The sequence below is a fragment of the Escherichia sp. MOD1-EC6162 genome, assembly GCF_002965125.1.
Classification (GTDB): domain Bacteria; phylum Pseudomonadota; class Gammaproteobacteria; order Enterobacterales; family Enterobacteriaceae; genus Escherichia; species Escherichia marmotae.
Genome location: NZ_PTSB01000004.1, coordinates 141,401 through 156,965, shown reverse-complemented (window position 1 = coordinate 156,965; position 15,565 = coordinate 141,401). Strand labels below are relative to the sequence as shown.

The following is a 15,565-nucleotide window of genomic DNA, read 5'->3' as shown; positions in this document are numbered from 1 at the left end:
TTAATGTAAGGTTTTGGCGTGGACTGGCTTCTTGATGTTTTTGCTACCTGGCTTTATGGCTTAAAAGTAATCGCGATAACGTTAGCGGTCATAATGTTCATCAGCGGACTGGACGATTTTTTCATTGATGTCGTCTACTGGGTTCGTCGCATTAAGCGCAAGTTGAGTGTTTATCGGCGCTACCCACGAATGAGTTACCGCGAACTGTACAAACCAGATGAAAAACCGTTAGCGATTATGGTTCCGGCGTGGAATGAAACTGGCGTCATCGGCAATATGGCCGAGCTGGCGGCAACCACGCTCGACTATGAAAACTATCATATCTTTGTCGGCACTTACCCGAACGACCCCGATACTCAGCGTGATGTTGACGAAGTGTGTGCTCGCTTCCCGAACGTGCATAAGGTGGTCTGCGCACGTCCTGGCCCCACCAGCAAAGCAGATTGTCTGAACAATGTGCTGGACGCCATCACCCAGTTTGAGCGAAGCGCCAATTTCGCCTTTGCGGGTTTTATTCTGCATGACGCCGAAGATGTGATTTCGCCAATGGAACTGCGTCTGTTCAACTACCTTGTCGAGCGTAAGGATCTGATTCAGATCCCGGTGTATCCGTTCGAACGCGAATGGACGCACTTCACCAGCATGACCTATATCGATGAGTTTTCCGAACTGCATGGCAAAGATGTTCCGGTGCGTGAAGCCCTCGCCGGACAGGTGCCCAGCGCAGGTGTTGGCACCTGTTTCAGCCGCCGCGCCGTGACCGCGCTGTTGGCTGACGGTGACGGCATTGCTTTTGACGTGCAAAGTCTCACCGAAGATTACGACATTGGTTTCCGCCTGAAAGAGAAAGGAATGACGGAGATTTTTGTCCGTTTTCCGGTGGTGGACGAAGCTAAAGAACGCGAGCAGCGTAAATTTTTACAGCACGCGCGGACGTCAAACATGATCTGCGTGCGCGAATATTTCCCCGATACCTTTTCCACCGCAGTACGGCAAAAGTCTCGCTGGATCATCGGCATTGTTTTCCAGGGATTTAAAACCCATAAATGGACTTCCAGCCTGACACTCAACTACTTTCTCTGGCGTGACCGCAAAGGGGCAATCAGCAACTTTGTTAGTTTCCTCGCGATGCTAGTGATGATCCAGCTTTTGCTGTTACTGGCGTATGAAAGTTTATGCCCTGATGCCTGGCATTTTCTTTCTATTTTCAGCGGCAGCGCATGGTTAATGACCCTGCTATGGCTAAACTTTGGCTTGATGGTTAACCGTATTGTGCAGCGGGTGATTTTTGTCACCGGTTACTACGGCCTGACGCAGGGCCTGCTATCCGTCCTGCGGCTATTCTGGGGCAACCTGATTAACTTTATGGCTAACTGGCGCGCGTTGAAACAGGTGCTTCAACATGGCGATCCGCGTCGCGTAGCGTGGGATAAAACGACGCACGATTTCCCCAGCGTGACTGGCGATACCCGTTCGTTGCGCCCGTTAGGTCAAATTTTGTTGGAAAATCAGGTCATCACCGAAGAACAACTCGATACAGCACTGCGTAATCGTGTCGAAGGTCTGCGTCTCGGCGGTTCGATGCTGATGCAGGAGTTGATCAGCGCCGAACAACTGGCGCAGGCGCTGGCTGAGCAAAACGGCGTGGCATGGGAATCCATCGATGCCTGGCAGATCCCTTCCTCGTTGATTGCCGAAATGCCGGCTTCCGTAGCGCTGCATTATGCGGTGCTGCCACTGCGTCTGGAAAATGATGAGTTAATTGTCGGTAGTGAAGACGGCATTGATCCGGTGTCACTGGCGGCACTGACGCGCAAGGTTGGACGTAAAGTGCGCTACGTCATTGTTCTGCGCGGGCAAATTGTCACCGGATTACGCCACTGGTATGCACGCCGCCGCGGTCACGATCCGCGGGCAATGTTGTACAATGCGGTTCAGCATCAGTGGCTCACGGAACAACAGGCCAGCGATATTTGGCAGCAATATGTGCCGCATCAGTTCCTGTTTGCCGAAATACTGACCACACTCGGCCATATTAATCGTTCAGCGATTAATGTGCTGCTACTGCGTCATGAACGCAGCTCTCTGCCGCTCGGCAAATTTTTGGTTACTGAAGGTGTCATCAGCCAGGAAACGCTGGATCGCGTACTGACAATTCAACGCGAATTACAAGTTTCGATGCAATCTCTATTACTCAAAGCAGGTTTAACCACAGAACAGGTTGCGCAACTGGAGTCCGAAAATGAAGGAAAATAACCTTAATCGCATCATCGGATGGTCTGGTTTACTGCTGACGTCTTTATTGAGTACTGGCGCACTCGCAGACAATATTGGCACCAGCGCCAAAGAGCTGGGGCTTAGCGACTATCGCCATTTTGTTATTTATCCCCGCCTCGATAAGGCGCTGAAAGCACAGAAAAATAACGACGAAGCAACCGCCATCCGTGAATTTGAATATATTCATCAGCAGGTGCCGGATAATATTCCGCTGACTTTATATCTGGCAGAAGCCTATCGCCATTTTGGTCATGATGACCGCGCGCGGCTGTTGCTTGAGGATCAGCTTAAACGAACTCCCGGCGATGCCCGACTTCAACGTAGCCTTGCGGCAATTCCTGTGGAAGTCAAAACAGTGAATACCGTCGAGGAGCTGCTGGCCCAGCAAAAAGCGTGCGATGCTGCGCCGACTCTGCGTTGCCGCAGTGAAGTTGGGCAGAATGCGCTGCGGCTGGCACAGTTATCTGTTGCCAAAGCGCAACTGAACGATGCGACGTTTGCCGCATCGCCGGAAGGAAAAACGTTACGAACCGATCTGCTGCAACGCGCAATCTACCTGAAACAATGGTCCCAGGCGGATACGCTATACAATGAAGCACGCCAGCAGAATACATTAAGCGCAGCAGAGCGCCGTCAGTGGTTTGACGTGCTTCTTGCCGGGCATCTGGATGATCGGATCCTGGCGCTGCAATCAGTGGGGATCTTCACCGATCCACAGTCGTATATTACTTACGCGACCGCACTGGCTTATCGTGGCGAAAAAGCACGCCTCCAGCGTTATCTCGCTGAAAACAAACCTCTGTTCACTACTGACTTACAAGAGAAAAGCTGGCTCTATCTGTTATCAAAATACAGTGACACTCCGGTGCAAGCGTTGGCGAATTACACGGTACAGTTTGCCGATAACCGCCAGTACGTTATTGGCGCAACGCTTCCGGAGCTGTTAAAAGAGGGTCAGTACGACGCGGCGCAAAAACTGCTCGCCACCCTCCCCGCCAATGAAATGCTTGAAGAGCGTTATGCCGTCAGTGTGGCAACCCACAACAGAGTTGAAGCACTACGTCTGGCGCGGTTGCTGTATCAGCGAGAACCAGCAAATCTTACGCGCCTGGATCAACTGACCTGGCAACTGATGCAGAACGGACAGTCACGTGAAGCTGCTGATTTGTTACTGCAACGCTACCCTTTCCAGGGCGATGCAAGCGCCAGCCATACGTTAATGACGCGGCTGGCGTCTCTGTTGGAAAGTCATCCTTACCTGGCAACGCCAGCGAAAGTGGCGATTTTATCGAAACCGTTGCCGCTGGCGGCGCAACGCCAGTGGCAAAGCCAGTTGCCGGGTATTGCTGACAATTGCCCGGCAATCGTCCGTTTACTGGGCGATATGTCACCGACTTACGATGCAGCCGCCTGGAACCGTCTGGCGAAGTGTTATCGGGAGACGCTACCTGGTGTGGCGTTGTATGCATGGCTTCAGGCAGAAAAACGGCAACCGAACGCGTGGCAACATCGCGCGGTGGCCTATCAGGCGTATCAGGTTGAAGACTACGCCACCGCACTGGCGGCCTGGCAGAAAATCAGTCTTCACGACATGAGCAATGAAGATCTGCTCGCTGCCGCCAATACCGCCCAGGCGGCTGGAAATGGCACGGCTCGCGATCGCTGGCTTCAGCAGGCAGAACAACGCGGGCTGGGCAACAATGCTCAGTATTGGTGGCTACATGCACAACGTTATATTCCTGCTCAGCCAGAACTTGCACTGAACGATCTCACTCGCTCAATTAACATTGCGCCTTCAGCTAACGCTTACGTTGCGCGGGCGACGATTTATCGGCAACGTCATAATGTCTCAGCGGCAGTGAGCGATTTGCGCGCCGCTCTGGAACTGGAACCGAATAACAGCAATACCCAGGCGGCGCTCGGTTACGCCTTGTGGGATAGCGGCGATATCGCGCAGTCGCGGGAGATGCTGGAACAGGCGCATAAAGGGCTACCGGACGATCCGGCACTCATCAGACAACTGGCTTACGTGAATCAGCGTCTGGATGATATGCCTGCGACGCAACACTACGCCCGGCTGGTGATTGATGACATTGATAACCAGGCGCTGATTACACCGCTGACACCGGAACAAAATCAGCAACGCTTCAATTTCCGTCGTCTGCATGAGGACGTCGGTCGCCGCTGGACGTTCAGTTTCGATTCCTCCATCGGCTTGCGTTCCGGCGCGATGAGTTCAGCTAGCAATAACGTCGGTGGCGCTGCGCCAGGTAAAAGCTATCGTAGCTACGGACAACTGGAAGCCGAATACCGCATCGGGCGCAATATACTGCTGGAAGGCGACCTGCTTTCGGTTTACAGCCGTGTGTTTGCCGATACCGGAGAAAACGGTGTGGTGATGCCGGTGAAAAATCCGATGTCCGGCACCGGCCTGCGCTGGAAGCCGCTGCGCGATCAGATCTTTTTCCTTGCCGTTGAACAGCAGTTCCCGCTGAATGGGCAAAATGGCACCTCCGACACCATGCTGCGTGCCAGCGCCTCGTTCTTTAACGGCGGTAAATACAGCGATGAGTGGCACCCGAACGGTTCAGGCTGGTTTGCCCAAAACCTGTATTTCGATGCGGCGCAATATGTCCGCCAGGATATTCAGGCGTGGACGGCTGATTACCGTGTGAGCTGGCATCAGAAAGTCGCGAACGGGCAGACAATCGAACCTTACGCTCACATACAGGATAACGGCTATCGTGATAAAGGCACTCAGGGCGCACAGCTTGGTGGCGTCGGCGTGCGCTGGAATATCTGGACCGGCGAGACGCATTACGATGCCTGGCCGCACAAAGTCAGTCTCGGCGTCGAATATCAGCATACCTTTAAGGTGATTAATCAACGTAGCGGGGAGCGCAACAACGCGTTTCTCACCATTGGAGTGCACTGGTAAATGCGTAAGTTCATTTTCGTATTGCTGACACTGCTCCTGGTCAGCCCTTTTTCCTTTGCAATGAAAGGTATTATCTGGCAACCGCAAAACCGTGACAGTCAGGTCACCGACGCCCAGTGGCAGGGACTGATGAGTCAGTTGCGTCTCCAGGGCTTCGACACCCTGATTCTGCAATGGACTCGTTATGGCGATGCATTCACCCAGCCAGAACAGCGCGCGTTATTGTTTAAGCGTGCCGCAGCAGCGCAACAGGCTGGTCTGAAGCTGATTGTTGGTCTGAACGCCGATCCGGAGTTTTTTCTGCATCAGAAGCAGTCATCTGCAGCGCTGGAAAGCTACCTTAATCGCCTGCTGGCCGCCGATCTCCAGCAAGCCAGATTATGGCGTGCCGCGCCTGGCGTAACGCCGGATGGCTGGTACATCAGTGCGGAAATTGACGATCTGAACTGGCGCAGTGAAGCCGCCCGACAACCTTTACTAAAATGGTTAAACAATACGCAGCGACTGATTAGCAATGTTTCAGCAAAACCGGTTTATATCAGTAGCTTTTTCGCTGGCAATATGTCGCCCGATGGCTATCGGCAACTGCTGGAACAAGTTAGAGCGACAGGCGTTAATGTCTGGGTACAGGATGGCGGCGGCGTTGATAAACTCACCGCCGAACAGCGTGACCGTTATCTGCAAGCCAGCGCAGATTGCCAAACTGCCTCACCCGCCAGCGGCATTGTTTATGAGTTGTTTGTCGCGGGCAAAGGTAAAACGTTTGCAGCTAAACCAAAACCGAATGCGGAGATCGCCTCGCTACTAGCAAAACATTCCGCCTGTGGCAAAGACGCACTCTATTTCTCTCTGCGCTATTTGCCCGTCGCGCGTGGCATCCTCGAGTATTAATTGTTTAAGGGAGCAACTTTGCTTGCTCCCTTCCTTTTCACTTGCCTGATCAGAATCCTGTCTGTATTAATTCTCAGTTTTCAACGCATTTTATGTGTCTGACGTTTTTCAATTATTTAACCAAACCGCGATCAAAAAGTGATAGTGTAATTTGCGAAAGAGGAGGCGTTAAAGGAATAATATAGGTGAAACTAATTTCATCGACTAACTGTTTGTTCTGGAGGTCTTCATTCTCCTACCGGTCAATAGATAACCGGAAGGTTTTAAACTGCTGTTTGTCATGAAACTTCAAAGCTCATTCTTTCATACGTTATCTTTTAATTATCTGCCCTCCAGTCAAATATTCTTATCAGCGGTTACACCATTATATTCACAATAAACATCATTACCCGCTTTACCATTTGTCACCACATGATAGTTGCCATCAGATCTTGCAATGCTTCGGCTCAGGATTACGCTTGCGACGATTTGGCACTTTCCAGATATTCCCGTACATAACACAAATAAGCGGCGTAACCACTACTCAGAGGGATTATATAATCATATTTATACCGCTATATAACTTTTAAATAAGAACAATTATTCATCAAGCGCATTAATATCAGCATATTCCTTTACACAGGAATAAAACCTTTTATTTAATAAACAAAGAGAGTCAATGATGAGTAAAATTACAGGCGTTTTAGTTGACAACCATATCTATGATATTAAAAATGATATGACGAATGGTTACCATTTCCCTAACTGCTTGTTTCCAGGTGCCACCTTTAAGATGGTCATTGATAATGACCCGGTTAATAATGGCAAGGTAAAATGGAGCTGTAGCACTGATGCAGACAATAATGTTCTGGCGATCAGTCAGGATGGCACAGTAACTTTTCCTGACGTTGACGAAAAGTGCATCGGGAATATTTTTGCCATTTTCGCTACTGATAAATCAACGAACAAATCTGCCGGTATTTATATTTTTACCGTGAAGCGTTTTTTCAAATACAGCATTGAAGCTTATGATTCAGTTAAAGATATTTTACCGTGGGTTAAAAAAATGAACGGGGAATTTCCCGAAGCGCAGGATATCGATAGTTACGATTATAATGATCATGATTCAGGGCATATTATTAAGCGAGAAGTTAACGCAGGACTTTACCAGGAATGGGGCGATGTAGCTAATAGTGGATGGAACACAAATAGTGAATGTGCGGGCATTTGTAGAATTTACGCTTTTAATAAAGAAGATAATATTTATTATTGGCTTAAAAATGATGGGGTCAGACAGGAATTGAGCGTGGGTTTCACCGCTCAGGCAGTTGCATCCTACGGTGAATCCATCGCCTGATTGTGTTTTTGCCCACTATCATTTGTATTATTGTAGCGTAAACATTCACTGAAATTATAAAATTTAACTTACGTAAAACCACCCGTTCAGCGGGTGGCTCTCATATTTATCCACGATGTGGATGAAGTTTAAAAAACAAACAGACTTAAGAGTTTCTTGTTATATTGCTATAAACCATTTAATCACAAAATGCCGACAGTATTTCTTGCCTACAACTTTGTTATTGCTATTCAAAACACAAATATGGTAATCCCCTGCTCCACTTGCCAAAAAACATTTACCCGCAGTATAAAAAAGCAGCCCGTATAAACATACGAGCTGACGTATTTCATTAAACTCGAACGAAACTCTTTTTAATGTGGTGCGCTTCGTGACAATAAGTTAATTACCAACACTCCGGCACAAATCAACATCATGCCTATAATGGCTGGAAGATCCAGCCGTTGGCCGAAAAATCCCCAGGACAGTAAACTAATCAGGACGATACCGACTCCTGACCAGATAGCATAAGCAATCCCTGTAGGAATATAAGCCAGCGTCTGAGCTAATAACCAGAATGATGTACAGTAACAAATAATTGTACCAACAGAGGGCCATAACCGTGTAAAACCCTCTGAAAACTTCATTAAGGTTGTACCAATAACCTCTGCAAGTATTGCACCACCAAGATAAATATAAGGGTTCATAGCATATTCATTCCTGTTAATACCGGAGAGAATTGTACTACAGTTCGAACTTAACTCACTGGTTCCCCCTGGTGCATTCATTGATGCTCTTCATCAGTGCTTCAGGGAATGGGCGGATGGGGATCCATAGAAATGGTGCGTAGATATGCTCACCTTACGTCTAATCATTTGACAGAGCACGCGAGGAAAATAGACGACATTTTTGGTGATAATGTCCAAAATATGTCCCACTCTGGAATTATGGAGGATATAAAGAAGCCGTAACTGATTGAATTGTAATGGCGCGCCCTGCAGGATTCGAACCTGCGGCCCACGACTTAGAAGGTCGTTGCTCTATCCAACTGAGCTAAGGGCGCATTGATACCACGATGTGCTGTAATCGCGTGAATTATACGGTCAACCCTTGCTGAGTCAATGGCTTTTGAACTGGTTGCTGAACAAGTGTACGGTCGTGTCTGATTTATCTCACTACGACGGCAAACCAACGGCGGTTATCATTATCGGCGTTAATCTGCCTGGTACAGAAGGTTTTACTTTTCAGAAAACGAAAACTGACAGCGCGCTACGCTTCTGACAAAATAGACGCATCCCCTTCGACCTACGTAACAGATGGAATCCTCTCTCTGATGGCAGCAAAGATTATTGACGGTAAAACGATTGCGCAGCAGGTGCGCTCTGAAGTTGCTCAAAAAGTTCAGGCACGCGTTGCGGCCGGACTGCGGGCGCCAGGACTGGCCGTTGTGCTGGTCGGCAGCAACCCTGCATCGCAAATTTATGTCGCAAGCAAACGCAAAGCTTGCGAAGAAGTCGGGTTCGTCTCCCGCTCCTATGACCTTCCTGAAACCACCAGCGAAGCAGAACTGCTTGAGCTTATCGATGCGCTGAATGCCGACAATACCATCGATGGTATTCTGGTGCAGTTGCCGCTTCCGGCGGGAATTGACTACGTCAAAGTACTGGAACGTATTCACCCGGACAAAGACGTAGACGGTTTCCATCCTTATAACGTTGGTCGTCTGTGCCAGCGTGCGCCGCGCCTGCGTCCTTGCACCCCGCGCGGTATCGTCACGCTGCTTGAGCGTTACAACATTGATACCTTTGGCCTTAATGCTGTGGTGATTGGTGCATCGAATATCGTCGGTCGCCCGATGAGCATGGAACTGCTACTGGCAGGTTGCACCACCACCGTGACTCACCGCTTCACCAAAAATCTGCGTCATCATGTGGAAAACGCCGATTTGTTGATCGTCGCCGTCGGCAAGCCAAGCTTTATTCCCGGTGACTGGATCAAAGAAGGCGCAATTGTGATTGATGTCGGTATCAACCGTCTGGAAAATGGCAAAGTTGTGGGCGACGTCGTGTTTGAAGAAGCGGCTAAGCGCGCCTCATACATTACGCCTGTTCCCGGCGGCGTTGGCCCAATGACGGTTGCCACGCTGATTGAAAACACGCTACAGGCGTGCGTTGAATATCATGATCCACAGGGTGAGTAACATGGCGACATTTTCTTTAGGTAAACATCCGCACGTTGAGCTGTGCGACTTGCTGAAACTGGAAGGCTGGAGCGAAAGCGGCGCGCAGGCGAAAATCGCGATTGCTGAAGGCCAGGTGAAAGTCGACGGCGCAGTTGAAACGCGCAAACGTTGCAAAATCGTCGCCGGTCAGACAGTGAGTTTTGCAGGTCACAGCGTACAGGTTGTTGCCTGACCCCATTCCGGCCTGCCTGTATGCAGGCCGATTCTCTTTTCAGACCTTTGCCCTCTTCGTTGCTTTCATTCATGCTGTTAGCATCAACATTTTGCCGAAGCAATCATCATGCCAACCGTTATTACCCACGCCGCCGTCCCCCTTTGTATTGGTTTAGGGTTGGGGTCGAAAATCATCCCGCCGCGTCTGTTATTTGCCGGAATCGTCCTGGCGATGCTGCCAGACGCCGACGTATTGTCGTTTAAATTTGGCGTTGCTTACGGCAATGTTTTTGGCCATCGCGGTTTTACTCATTCGCTGGTATTTGCGTTTGTTGTCCCGCTGTTATGCGTGCTTATTGGGCATCGATGGTTCAGGACGGGGCTGATTCGCTGCTGGCTATTTTTAACCGTATCGCTGCTATCACACAGCTTGCTGGATTCGGTAACCACTGGCGGCAAAGGTGTTGGCTGGTTGTGGCCGTGGTCAGAGGAACGATTTTTCGCCCCCTGGCAGGTGATTAAAGTCGCGCCGTTTGCGTTATCACGTTACACCACGCCATATGGGCATCAGGTGATTATTTCAGAGCTAATGTGGGTATGGCTACCAGGAATAATAGTGATGGGAATATTGTGGTGGAGCAGGCGTAAATTGCGCTGAGCGTATCCTCTCCCTTGCGGGAGAGGATAAGAGTGAGGGTGTTACTTACGACGCCAGGTGGTTCCTTGCGGACCATCTTCCAGCACGATCCCCATCTCGTTAAGACGATCACGCGCCGCATCCGCTGCCGCCCAGTCTTTGGCTTTACGAGCATCCAGACGCTGTTGAATTAACGCTTCAATCTCAGCCACTTCGCTGTCGTCTGCCTGTGCGCCGCTTTGCAGGAACGCCTCCGGTTCTTGCTCCAGCAGACCCAGCACGGCAGAGAGTTTACGCAGGTGAGACGCCATTGCGTTCGCCGCTGCCATATCTTCTGCTTTCAGACGGTTCACTTCACGCGCCATATCAAACAACACGGAATAGGCTTCCGGCGTGTTGAAGTCGTCATTCATCGCCTCGATAAAGCGCGCTTCAAACGCTTCGCCACCCGCAGGAGCAACGGTTTTGTCTGTGCCACGCAGCGCAGTGTAGAGACGTTCCAGCGCCGCACGCGCCTGTTTCAGGTTCTCTTCACTGTAGTTCAACTGGCTGCGATAGTGACCCGACATCAGGAAGTAACGCACGGTTTCGGCGTCGTAGTATTTCAGCACATCGCGCACGGTGAAGAAGTTACCCAGCGATTTGGACATCTTCTCGCGGTCAACCATCACCATGCCGGAGTGCATCCAGTAGTTGACGTATTGACCATCGTGCGCACAGGTGGACTGGGCAATTTCGTTCTCGTGGTGCGGGAACATCAGGTCAGAACCGCCGCCGTGGATATCAAAGTGATTACCCAACTGTTTGCAGTTCATTGCCGAACATTCAATGTGCCAGCCAGGACGACCCGCGCCCCACGGAGAAGGCCAGCTCGGTTCGCCCTCTTTCGACATCTTCCACAGCACGAAGTCCATCGGGTTGCGTTTGTCATCGACCACGTCAACGCGCGCGCCTGCCTGCAACTGGTCGAGATCCTGACGCGAGAGCACGCCGTAAGTTGGATCGGTCGGTACGTCGAACATCACGTCGCCGTTGTCCGCCACATAGGCGTGACCTTTAGCAATCAGTTGTTCAGTGAGTTCAATAATTTCTGCGATATGGTGCGTTGCACGCGGCTCCATGTCCGGGCGCAGGATATTCAAAGCATCGAAATCTTTGTGCATTTCAGCGATCATGCGATCCACCAGTGCCACAAAGCTTTCGCCGTTTTCATTGGCGCGTTTGATGATTTTGTCGTCGATATCGGTAATGTTGCGCACATACTTCAGCTTATAACCGAGGAAACGCAGGTAACGCGCAACTACGTCAAAGGCGACAAAAGTACGCCCATGACCAATATGACAGAGATCGTAAACGGTGATTCCACACACGTACATGCCGACTTCCCCGGCGTGAATAGGCTTAAATTCCTCTTTTTGGCGTGTCAGAGTATTGAAGATTTTTAGCATCGAAGATTCCGTTTAGACATGTGTGGGTAATTGAGTTGCGTATAATACCCATATTTCCCGCGCGAATCAGCATACATTGCGAGATGATCCGATCGTGCGGTTATGCTATAACACCACCCTATATATGACCCGAACCGGGTTGAAGCACCAATCAAACGGAACAGGATGCAAAAATGGTTACTTTCCACACCAATCACGGCGATATTGTCATCAAAACTTTTGACGATAAAGCACCTGAAACAGTTAAAAACTTCCTGGACTACTGCCACGAAGGTTTTTACAACAACACCATTTTCCACCGTGTTATCAACGGCTTTATGATTCAGGGCGGCGGTTTTGAACCGGGCATGAAGCAAAAAGCCACCAAAGAGCCAATCAAAAACGAAGCCAACAACGGTCTGAAAAACACCCGTGGTACGCTGGCAATGGCTCGTACTCAGGCTCCGCACTCTGCAACTGCCCAGTTCTTCATCAACGTGGTTGATAACGACTTCCTGAACTTCTCCGGCGAGAGCCTGCAAGGTTGGGGTTACTGCGTATTTGCCGAAGTGGTTGAAGGCATGGACGTAGTCGACAAAATCAAAGGTGTCGCAACCGGTCGTAGCGGTATGCACCAGGACGTGCCAAAAGAAGACGTTATCATTGAAAGCGTGACCGTTAGCGAGTAATCGTGGCGACACTCTTTATTGCAGATCTTCATCTCTGCGTGGAAGAACCGGCGATCACCGCCGGTTTTCTGCGTTTTTTAGCGGGAGAAGCCCGCAAGGCCGACGCGCTGTATATTCTTGGCGATCTGTTTGAAACATGGATTGGCGACGATGATCCCAGCCCGTTTCATCGCCAGATGGCGGCGGCGATCAAAGCGGTATCCGACTCCGGCGTTCCCTGTTATTTCATTCATGGCAACCGTGATTTTCTGCTCGGCAAACGCTTTGCCCGTGAAAGCGGCATGACGTTATTGCCAGAAGAAAAAGTGCTCGAACTTTATGGTCGTCGGGTGCTGATTATGCATGGCGACACGCTGTGCACCGATGACGTCGGTTATCAGGCTTTTCGCGCCAAAGTCCACAAGCCCTGGTTGCAAACGCTATTCCTCGCCCTGCCGCTGTTTTTACGTAAACGTATTGCTGCGCGAATGCGCGCAAACAGTAAAGAAGCCAACAGCAGTAAATCGCTGGCGATCATGGACGTTAACCAAAACGCGGTGGTCAGTGCGATGGAAAAGCATCAGGTGCAATGGCTGATCCACGGGCATACGCATCGCCCGGCGGTGCATGAACTCATCGCCAATGCGCAACCTGCTTTCCGCGTCGTGCTGGGAGCCTGGCATACCGAAGGTTCGATGGTGAAAGTCACGGCAGATGACGTTGAGCTAATCCATTTTCCTTTCTGACCGCGAATGAACAGATTCTGAAAAAGCGCCAGACTACCGTAACCTGTATATCTTTTTCTGAGTCAGCAAGGTAATAAGTCCCTGAGTGAAATAACAACAGGGAATATTATTATGCGACGCTGCAACGGATTTTTGATTTCTGGCATCGCCCTTACGGCAGGAGCGCCTCTGTGTATTAGCTGGTTTGGCCTTGTCGGCTTCTATTTTGGCGTATTGTCACTGGTAGTTGCAGCGGTCATTTCGTGGATAGTCTATTTCTGGCTCATTTACTTAGTACTCACCCGCCCCCATAACCAACGTTTTGTCGAAAGATTTGTATTGATTGTCGGTATTTGCTTTTTTCCGTGGAGCATTGTGCTGATATGGGCATTCTTTGCCAGTTCATCCAGAGCGCATAATCAACACGCAGATCAGATTAAAAACTCAACAAATGACGGTTAATCCCGCCTACGCAACCGTTTTCCTTGCTCTCTTTCCGTGCTATTCTCTGTGCCCTCTAAAGCCGAGAGTTGTGCACCACAGGAGTTTTAAGACGCATGTCTTCCCGCAATAATCCGGCGCGTGTCGCCATCGTGATGGGGTCCAAAAGCGACTGGGCTACCATGCAGTTCGCCGCCGAAATCTTCGAAATCCTGAATGTCCCGCACCACGTAGAAGTGGTATCTGCTCACCGCACCCCTGATAAACTGTTCAGCTTCGCTGAAAGCGCCGAAGAGAACGGTTATCAGGTGATTATTGCGGGCGCTGGCGGCGCAGCGCACCTGCCAGGCATGATTGCCGCAAAAACGCTGGTGCCGGTGCTGGGCGTACCAGTACAGAGCGCCGCACTGAGCGGTGTCGATAGCCTCTACTCCATCGTGCAAATGCCGCGCGGCATTCCGGTGGGTACGCTGGCGATTGGTAAAGCGGGCGCGGCAAACGCGGCGTTACTGGCAGCACAAATTCTTGCTACTCATGATAAAGAACTGCACCAGCGTCTGAATGACTGGCGCAAAGCCCAGACCGACGAAGTACTGGAAAACCCGGACCCGCGAGGTGCGGCATGAAACAGGTTTGCGTCCTCGGTAACGGGCAGTTAGGCCGTATGTTGCGCCAGGCAGGCGAACCGTTAGGCATTGCTGTCTGGCCGGTCGGGCTGGACGCTGAACCGGCGGCGGTGCCTTTTCAACAAAGCGTGATTACCGCTGAGATCGAACGCTGGCCAGAAACCGCATTAACTCGCGAGCTGGCGCGCCATCCGGCCTTTGTGAACCGCGATGTATTCCCGATTATTGCCGATCGCCTGACTCAGAAGCAGCTTTTCGACAAACTTCACCTACCGACCGCGCCGTGGCAGTTACTTGCCGATCGCAGCGAGTGGCCTGCGGTGTTTGATCGTTTAGGTGAGCTGGCGATTGTTAAGCGTCGTATTGGTGGCTATGACGGTCGCGGTCAATGGCGTTTACGCGCCGATGAAACCGAACAGTTACCGGCTGAATGCTACGGCGAATGTATTGTCGAGCAGGGCATTAACTTCTCTGGCGAAGTGTCACTGGTTGGCGCGCGCGGCTTTGATGGCAGCACAGTGTTTTATCCGCTGACGCACAACCTGCATCAGGACGGTATTTTACGCACCAGCGTGGCTTTCCCGCAGGCCAATGCACCGCAGCAGGCGCAGGCCGAAGAAATGCTGTCAGCGATTATGCAGGAACTGGGTTATGTCGGTGTGATGGCGATGGAGTGTTTTGTCACCCCGCAAGGTCTGTTGATCAACGAACTGGCTCCGCGTGTGCATAACAGCGGTCACTGGACGCAAAACGGTGCCAGCATCAGCCAGTTTGAGCTGCACCTGCGGGCGATTACCGATCTGCCGTTACCGCAACCGGTGGTTAATAGCCCGTCGGTGATGATCAACCTGATTGGTAGCGATGTGAACTATGACTGGCTGAAACTGCCGCTGGTGCATCTGCACTGGTACGACAAAGAAGTACGCCCAGGTCGTAAAGTGGGGCATCTGAATTTGACCGACAGCGACACATCGCGTCTGACCGCGACGCTGGAAGCATTAATCCCACTGCTGCCGCCGGAGTATGCCAGCGGCGTGATTTGGGCGCAGAGTAAGTTCAGTTAACCTGGTGCTCATATTCTTGCCGGATGCGGCGGGAACGCCTTATCCGGCCTACCGATCCGGCACCAATTGTAGGCCTGATAAGATGCGTCAAGCATCGCATCAGGTATCGTGCGCCAATTGCCGGATGCGGCGGGAACGCCTTATCCGGCCTACCGATCCGG

At 50.9% G+C, this 15,565-nt stretch carries 15 protein-coding genes, 1 tRNA gene and 1 pseudogene; 14 read left to right on the top strand and 3 right to left on the bottom strand.

The features are described 5' to 3' along the window. The first annotated feature begins 18 nt into the window (after positions 1 to 18). From nfrB to A9587_RS05475, 4 genes are all read left to right on the top strand, one after another. The gene (gene nfrB / locus A9587_RS05490) at positions 19 to 2,256 is read left to right on the top strand and encodes a cyclic di-3',5'-guanylate-activated glycosyltransferase NfrB (RefSeq protein WP_105263426.1); all 2,238 of its coding nucleotides are present in this window, start codon (positions 19 to 21) and stop codon (positions 2,254 to 2,256) included. Next, positions 2,243 to 5,215 (top strand): bacteriophage adsorption protein NfrA, encoded by a 2,973-nt coding sequence (nfrA, locus tag A9587_RS05485; RefSeq protein WP_105263427.1) that lies wholly within the window; start codon positions 2,243 to 2,245, stop codon positions 5,213 to 5,215. Before nfrB ends, nfrA begins: the two co-directional genes overlap by 14 nt. Continuing rightward, complete coding sequence (locus tag A9587_RS05480; protein WP_105263428.1) at positions 5,216 to 6,106, top strand: DUF4434 family protein; 891 nt, start codon at positions 5,216 to 5,218, stop codon at positions 6,104 to 6,106. A gap of 658 nt (positions 6,107 to 6,764) precedes the next feature. Beyond that, on the top strand, positions 6,765 to 7,442 hold the full coding sequence (locus A9587_RS05475) for a hypothetical protein (protein ID WP_105263429.1): 678 nt from the start codon (positions 6,765 to 6,767) through the stop codon (positions 7,440 to 7,442). 353 nt (positions 7,443 to 7,795) lie between these two features. Here the strand turns inward: A9587_RS05475 and emrE are convergent, their stop codons facing one another. Beyond that, entirely contained in the window at positions 7,796 to 8,128 is a 333-nt protein-coding gene (gene emrE / locus A9587_RS05470) for a multidrug efflux SMR transporter EmrE (protein ID WP_001070455.1), read from the bottom strand. A gap of 93 nt (positions 8,129 to 8,221) precedes the next feature. Here emrE and A9587_RS05465 point away from each other — a divergent pair. Further along, positions 8,222 to 8,392, top strand: a pseudogene (locus A9587_RS05465) (integrase); the annotation flags it as partial. Between the two features lie 15 nt (positions 8,393 to 8,407). Here A9587_RS05465 and A9587_RS05460 read toward each other — a convergent pair. Beyond that, positions 8,408 to 8,484, bottom strand: a tRNA-Arg gene (locus tag A9587_RS05460). A gap of 95 nt (positions 8,485 to 8,579) precedes the next feature. Between A9587_RS05460 and A9587_RS25410 the strand changes: the two genes are divergently transcribed. The 4 genes from A9587_RS25410 (at position 8,580) to A9587_RS05440 (ending at position 10,474) form a co-directional block, all read left to right on the top strand. Beyond that, positions 8,580 to 8,702, top strand: coding sequence for a hypothetical protein (locus tag A9587_RS25410; RefSeq protein ID WP_256734171.1), 123 nt, complete (start codon positions 8,580 to 8,582; stop codon positions 8,700 to 8,702). Positions 8,703 to 8,754: 52 nt separating this feature from the next. Further along, a complete protein-coding gene (gene folD / locus A9587_RS05450) occupies positions 8,755 to 9,621 on the top strand; it encodes a bifunctional methylenetetrahydrofolate dehydrogenase/methenyltetrahydrofolate cyclohydrolase FolD (protein WP_105263431.1) in 867 nt (288 codons plus the stop codon). Between the two features lies 1 nt (position 9,622). Further along, positions 9,623 to 9,835 (top strand): ribosome-associated protein YbcJ, encoded by a 213-nt coding sequence (ybcJ, locus tag A9587_RS05445; protein WP_000190288.1) that lies wholly within the window; start codon positions 9,623 to 9,625, stop codon positions 9,833 to 9,835. A gap of 108 nt (positions 9,836 to 9,943) precedes the next feature. Further along, positions 9,944 to 10,474 (top strand): metal-dependent hydrolase, encoded by a 531-nt coding sequence (locus A9587_RS05440; protein ID WP_001143525.1) that lies wholly within the window; start codon positions 9,944 to 9,946, stop codon positions 10,472 to 10,474. 41 nt (positions 10,475 to 10,515) lie between these two features. Here A9587_RS05440 and cysS read toward each other — a convergent pair whose 3' ends face one another. Continuing rightward, positions 10,516 to 11,901 (bottom strand): cysteine--tRNA ligase, encoded by a 1,386-nt coding sequence (gene cysS, locus A9587_RS05435; protein ID WP_000912352.1) that lies wholly within the window; start codon positions 11,899 to 11,901, stop codon positions 10,516 to 10,518. A 173-nt stretch (positions 11,902 to 12,074) separates the two neighbouring features. Here cysS and ppiB point away from each other — a divergent pair, with 173 nt between their 5' ends. The 5 genes from ppiB to purK all read left to right on the top strand — a co-directional run bounded on the left by ppiB (position 12,075) and on the right by purK (position 15,404). Continuing rightward, positions 12,075 to 12,569, top strand: a complete 495-nt coding sequence (gene ppiB, locus A9587_RS05430) for a peptidylprolyl isomerase B (RefSeq protein WP_105263432.1) — start codon at positions 12,075 to 12,077, stop codon at positions 12,567 to 12,569. Between the two features lie 2 nt (positions 12,570 to 12,571). Next, positions 12,572 to 13,294: a UDP-2,3-diacylglucosamine diphosphatase gene (gene lpxH, locus A9587_RS05425; RefSeq protein WP_105263433.1), complete on the top strand. Its 723-nt coding sequence runs from the start codon at positions 12,572 to 12,574 to the stop codon at positions 13,292 to 13,294. A gap of 111 nt (positions 13,295 to 13,405) precedes the next feature. Further along, positions 13,406 to 13,735 carry a hypothetical protein gene (locus A9587_RS05420; protein WP_001250482.1) on the top strand — a complete coding sequence of 110 codons (330 nt, stop codon included), beginning with the start codon at positions 13,406 to 13,408 and terminating at the stop codon, positions 13,733 to 13,735. Between the two features lie 95 nt (positions 13,736 to 13,830). After that, complete coding sequence (purE, locus tag A9587_RS05410; protein WP_001295318.1) at positions 13,831 to 14,340, top strand: 5-(carboxyamino)imidazole ribonucleotide mutase; 510 nt, start codon at positions 13,831 to 13,833, stop codon at positions 14,338 to 14,340. After that, positions 14,337 to 15,404, top strand: coding sequence for a 5-(carboxyamino)imidazole ribonucleotide synthase (purK, locus tag A9587_RS05405; RefSeq protein ID WP_000815515.1), 1,068 nt, complete (start codon positions 14,337 to 14,339; stop codon positions 15,402 to 15,404). The genes purE and purK overlap by 4 nt, the downstream gene beginning before the upstream one ends. Positions 15,405 to 15,565 lie beyond the last annotated feature (161 nt).

Bases quoted from the DNA above. Each gene is read 5' to 3' on its own strand.
- nfrA (WP_105263427.1), top strand. From the start codon at position 2,243: ATGAAGGAAAATAACCTTAATCGCATCATCGGATGGTCTGGTTTACTG.
- A9587_RS05480 (WP_105263428.1), top strand. From the start codon at position 5,216: ATGCGTAAGTTCATTTTCGTATTGCTGACACTGCTCCTGGTCAGCCCT.
- A9587_RS05475 (WP_105263429.1), top strand. From the start codon at position 6,765: ATGATGAGTAAAATTACAGGCGTTTTAGTTGACAACCATATCTATGAT.
- emrE (WP_001070455.1), bottom strand. From the start codon at position 8,128: ATGAACCCTTATATTTATCTTGGTGGTGCAATACTTGCAGAGGTTATT.
- folD (WP_105263431.1), top strand. From the start codon at position 8,755: ATGGCAGCAAAGATTATTGACGGTAAAACGATTGCGCAGCAGGTGCGC.
- ybcJ (WP_000190288.1), top strand. From the start codon at position 9,623: ATGGCGACATTTTCTTTAGGTAAACATCCGCACGTTGAGCTGTGCGAC.
- A9587_RS05440 (WP_001143525.1), top strand. From the start codon at position 9,944: ATGCCAACCGTTATTACCCACGCCGCCGTCCCCCTTTGTATTGGTTTA.
- cysS (WP_000912352.1), bottom strand. From the start codon at position 11,901: ATGCTAAAAATCTTCAATACTCTGACACGCCAAAAAGAGGAATTTAAG.
- ppiB (WP_105263432.1), top strand. From the start codon at position 12,075: ATGGTTACTTTCCACACCAATCACGGCGATATTGTCATCAAAACTTTT.
- A9587_RS05420 (WP_001250482.1), top strand. From the start codon at position 13,406: ATGCGACGCTGCAACGGATTTTTGATTTCTGGCATCGCCCTTACGGCA.
- purE (WP_001295318.1), top strand. From the start codon at position 13,831: ATGTCTTCCCGCAATAATCCGGCGCGTGTCGCCATCGTGATGGGGTCC.
- purK (WP_000815515.1), top strand. From the start codon at position 14,337: ATGAAACAGGTTTGCGTCCTCGGTAACGGGCAGTTAGGCCGTATGTTG.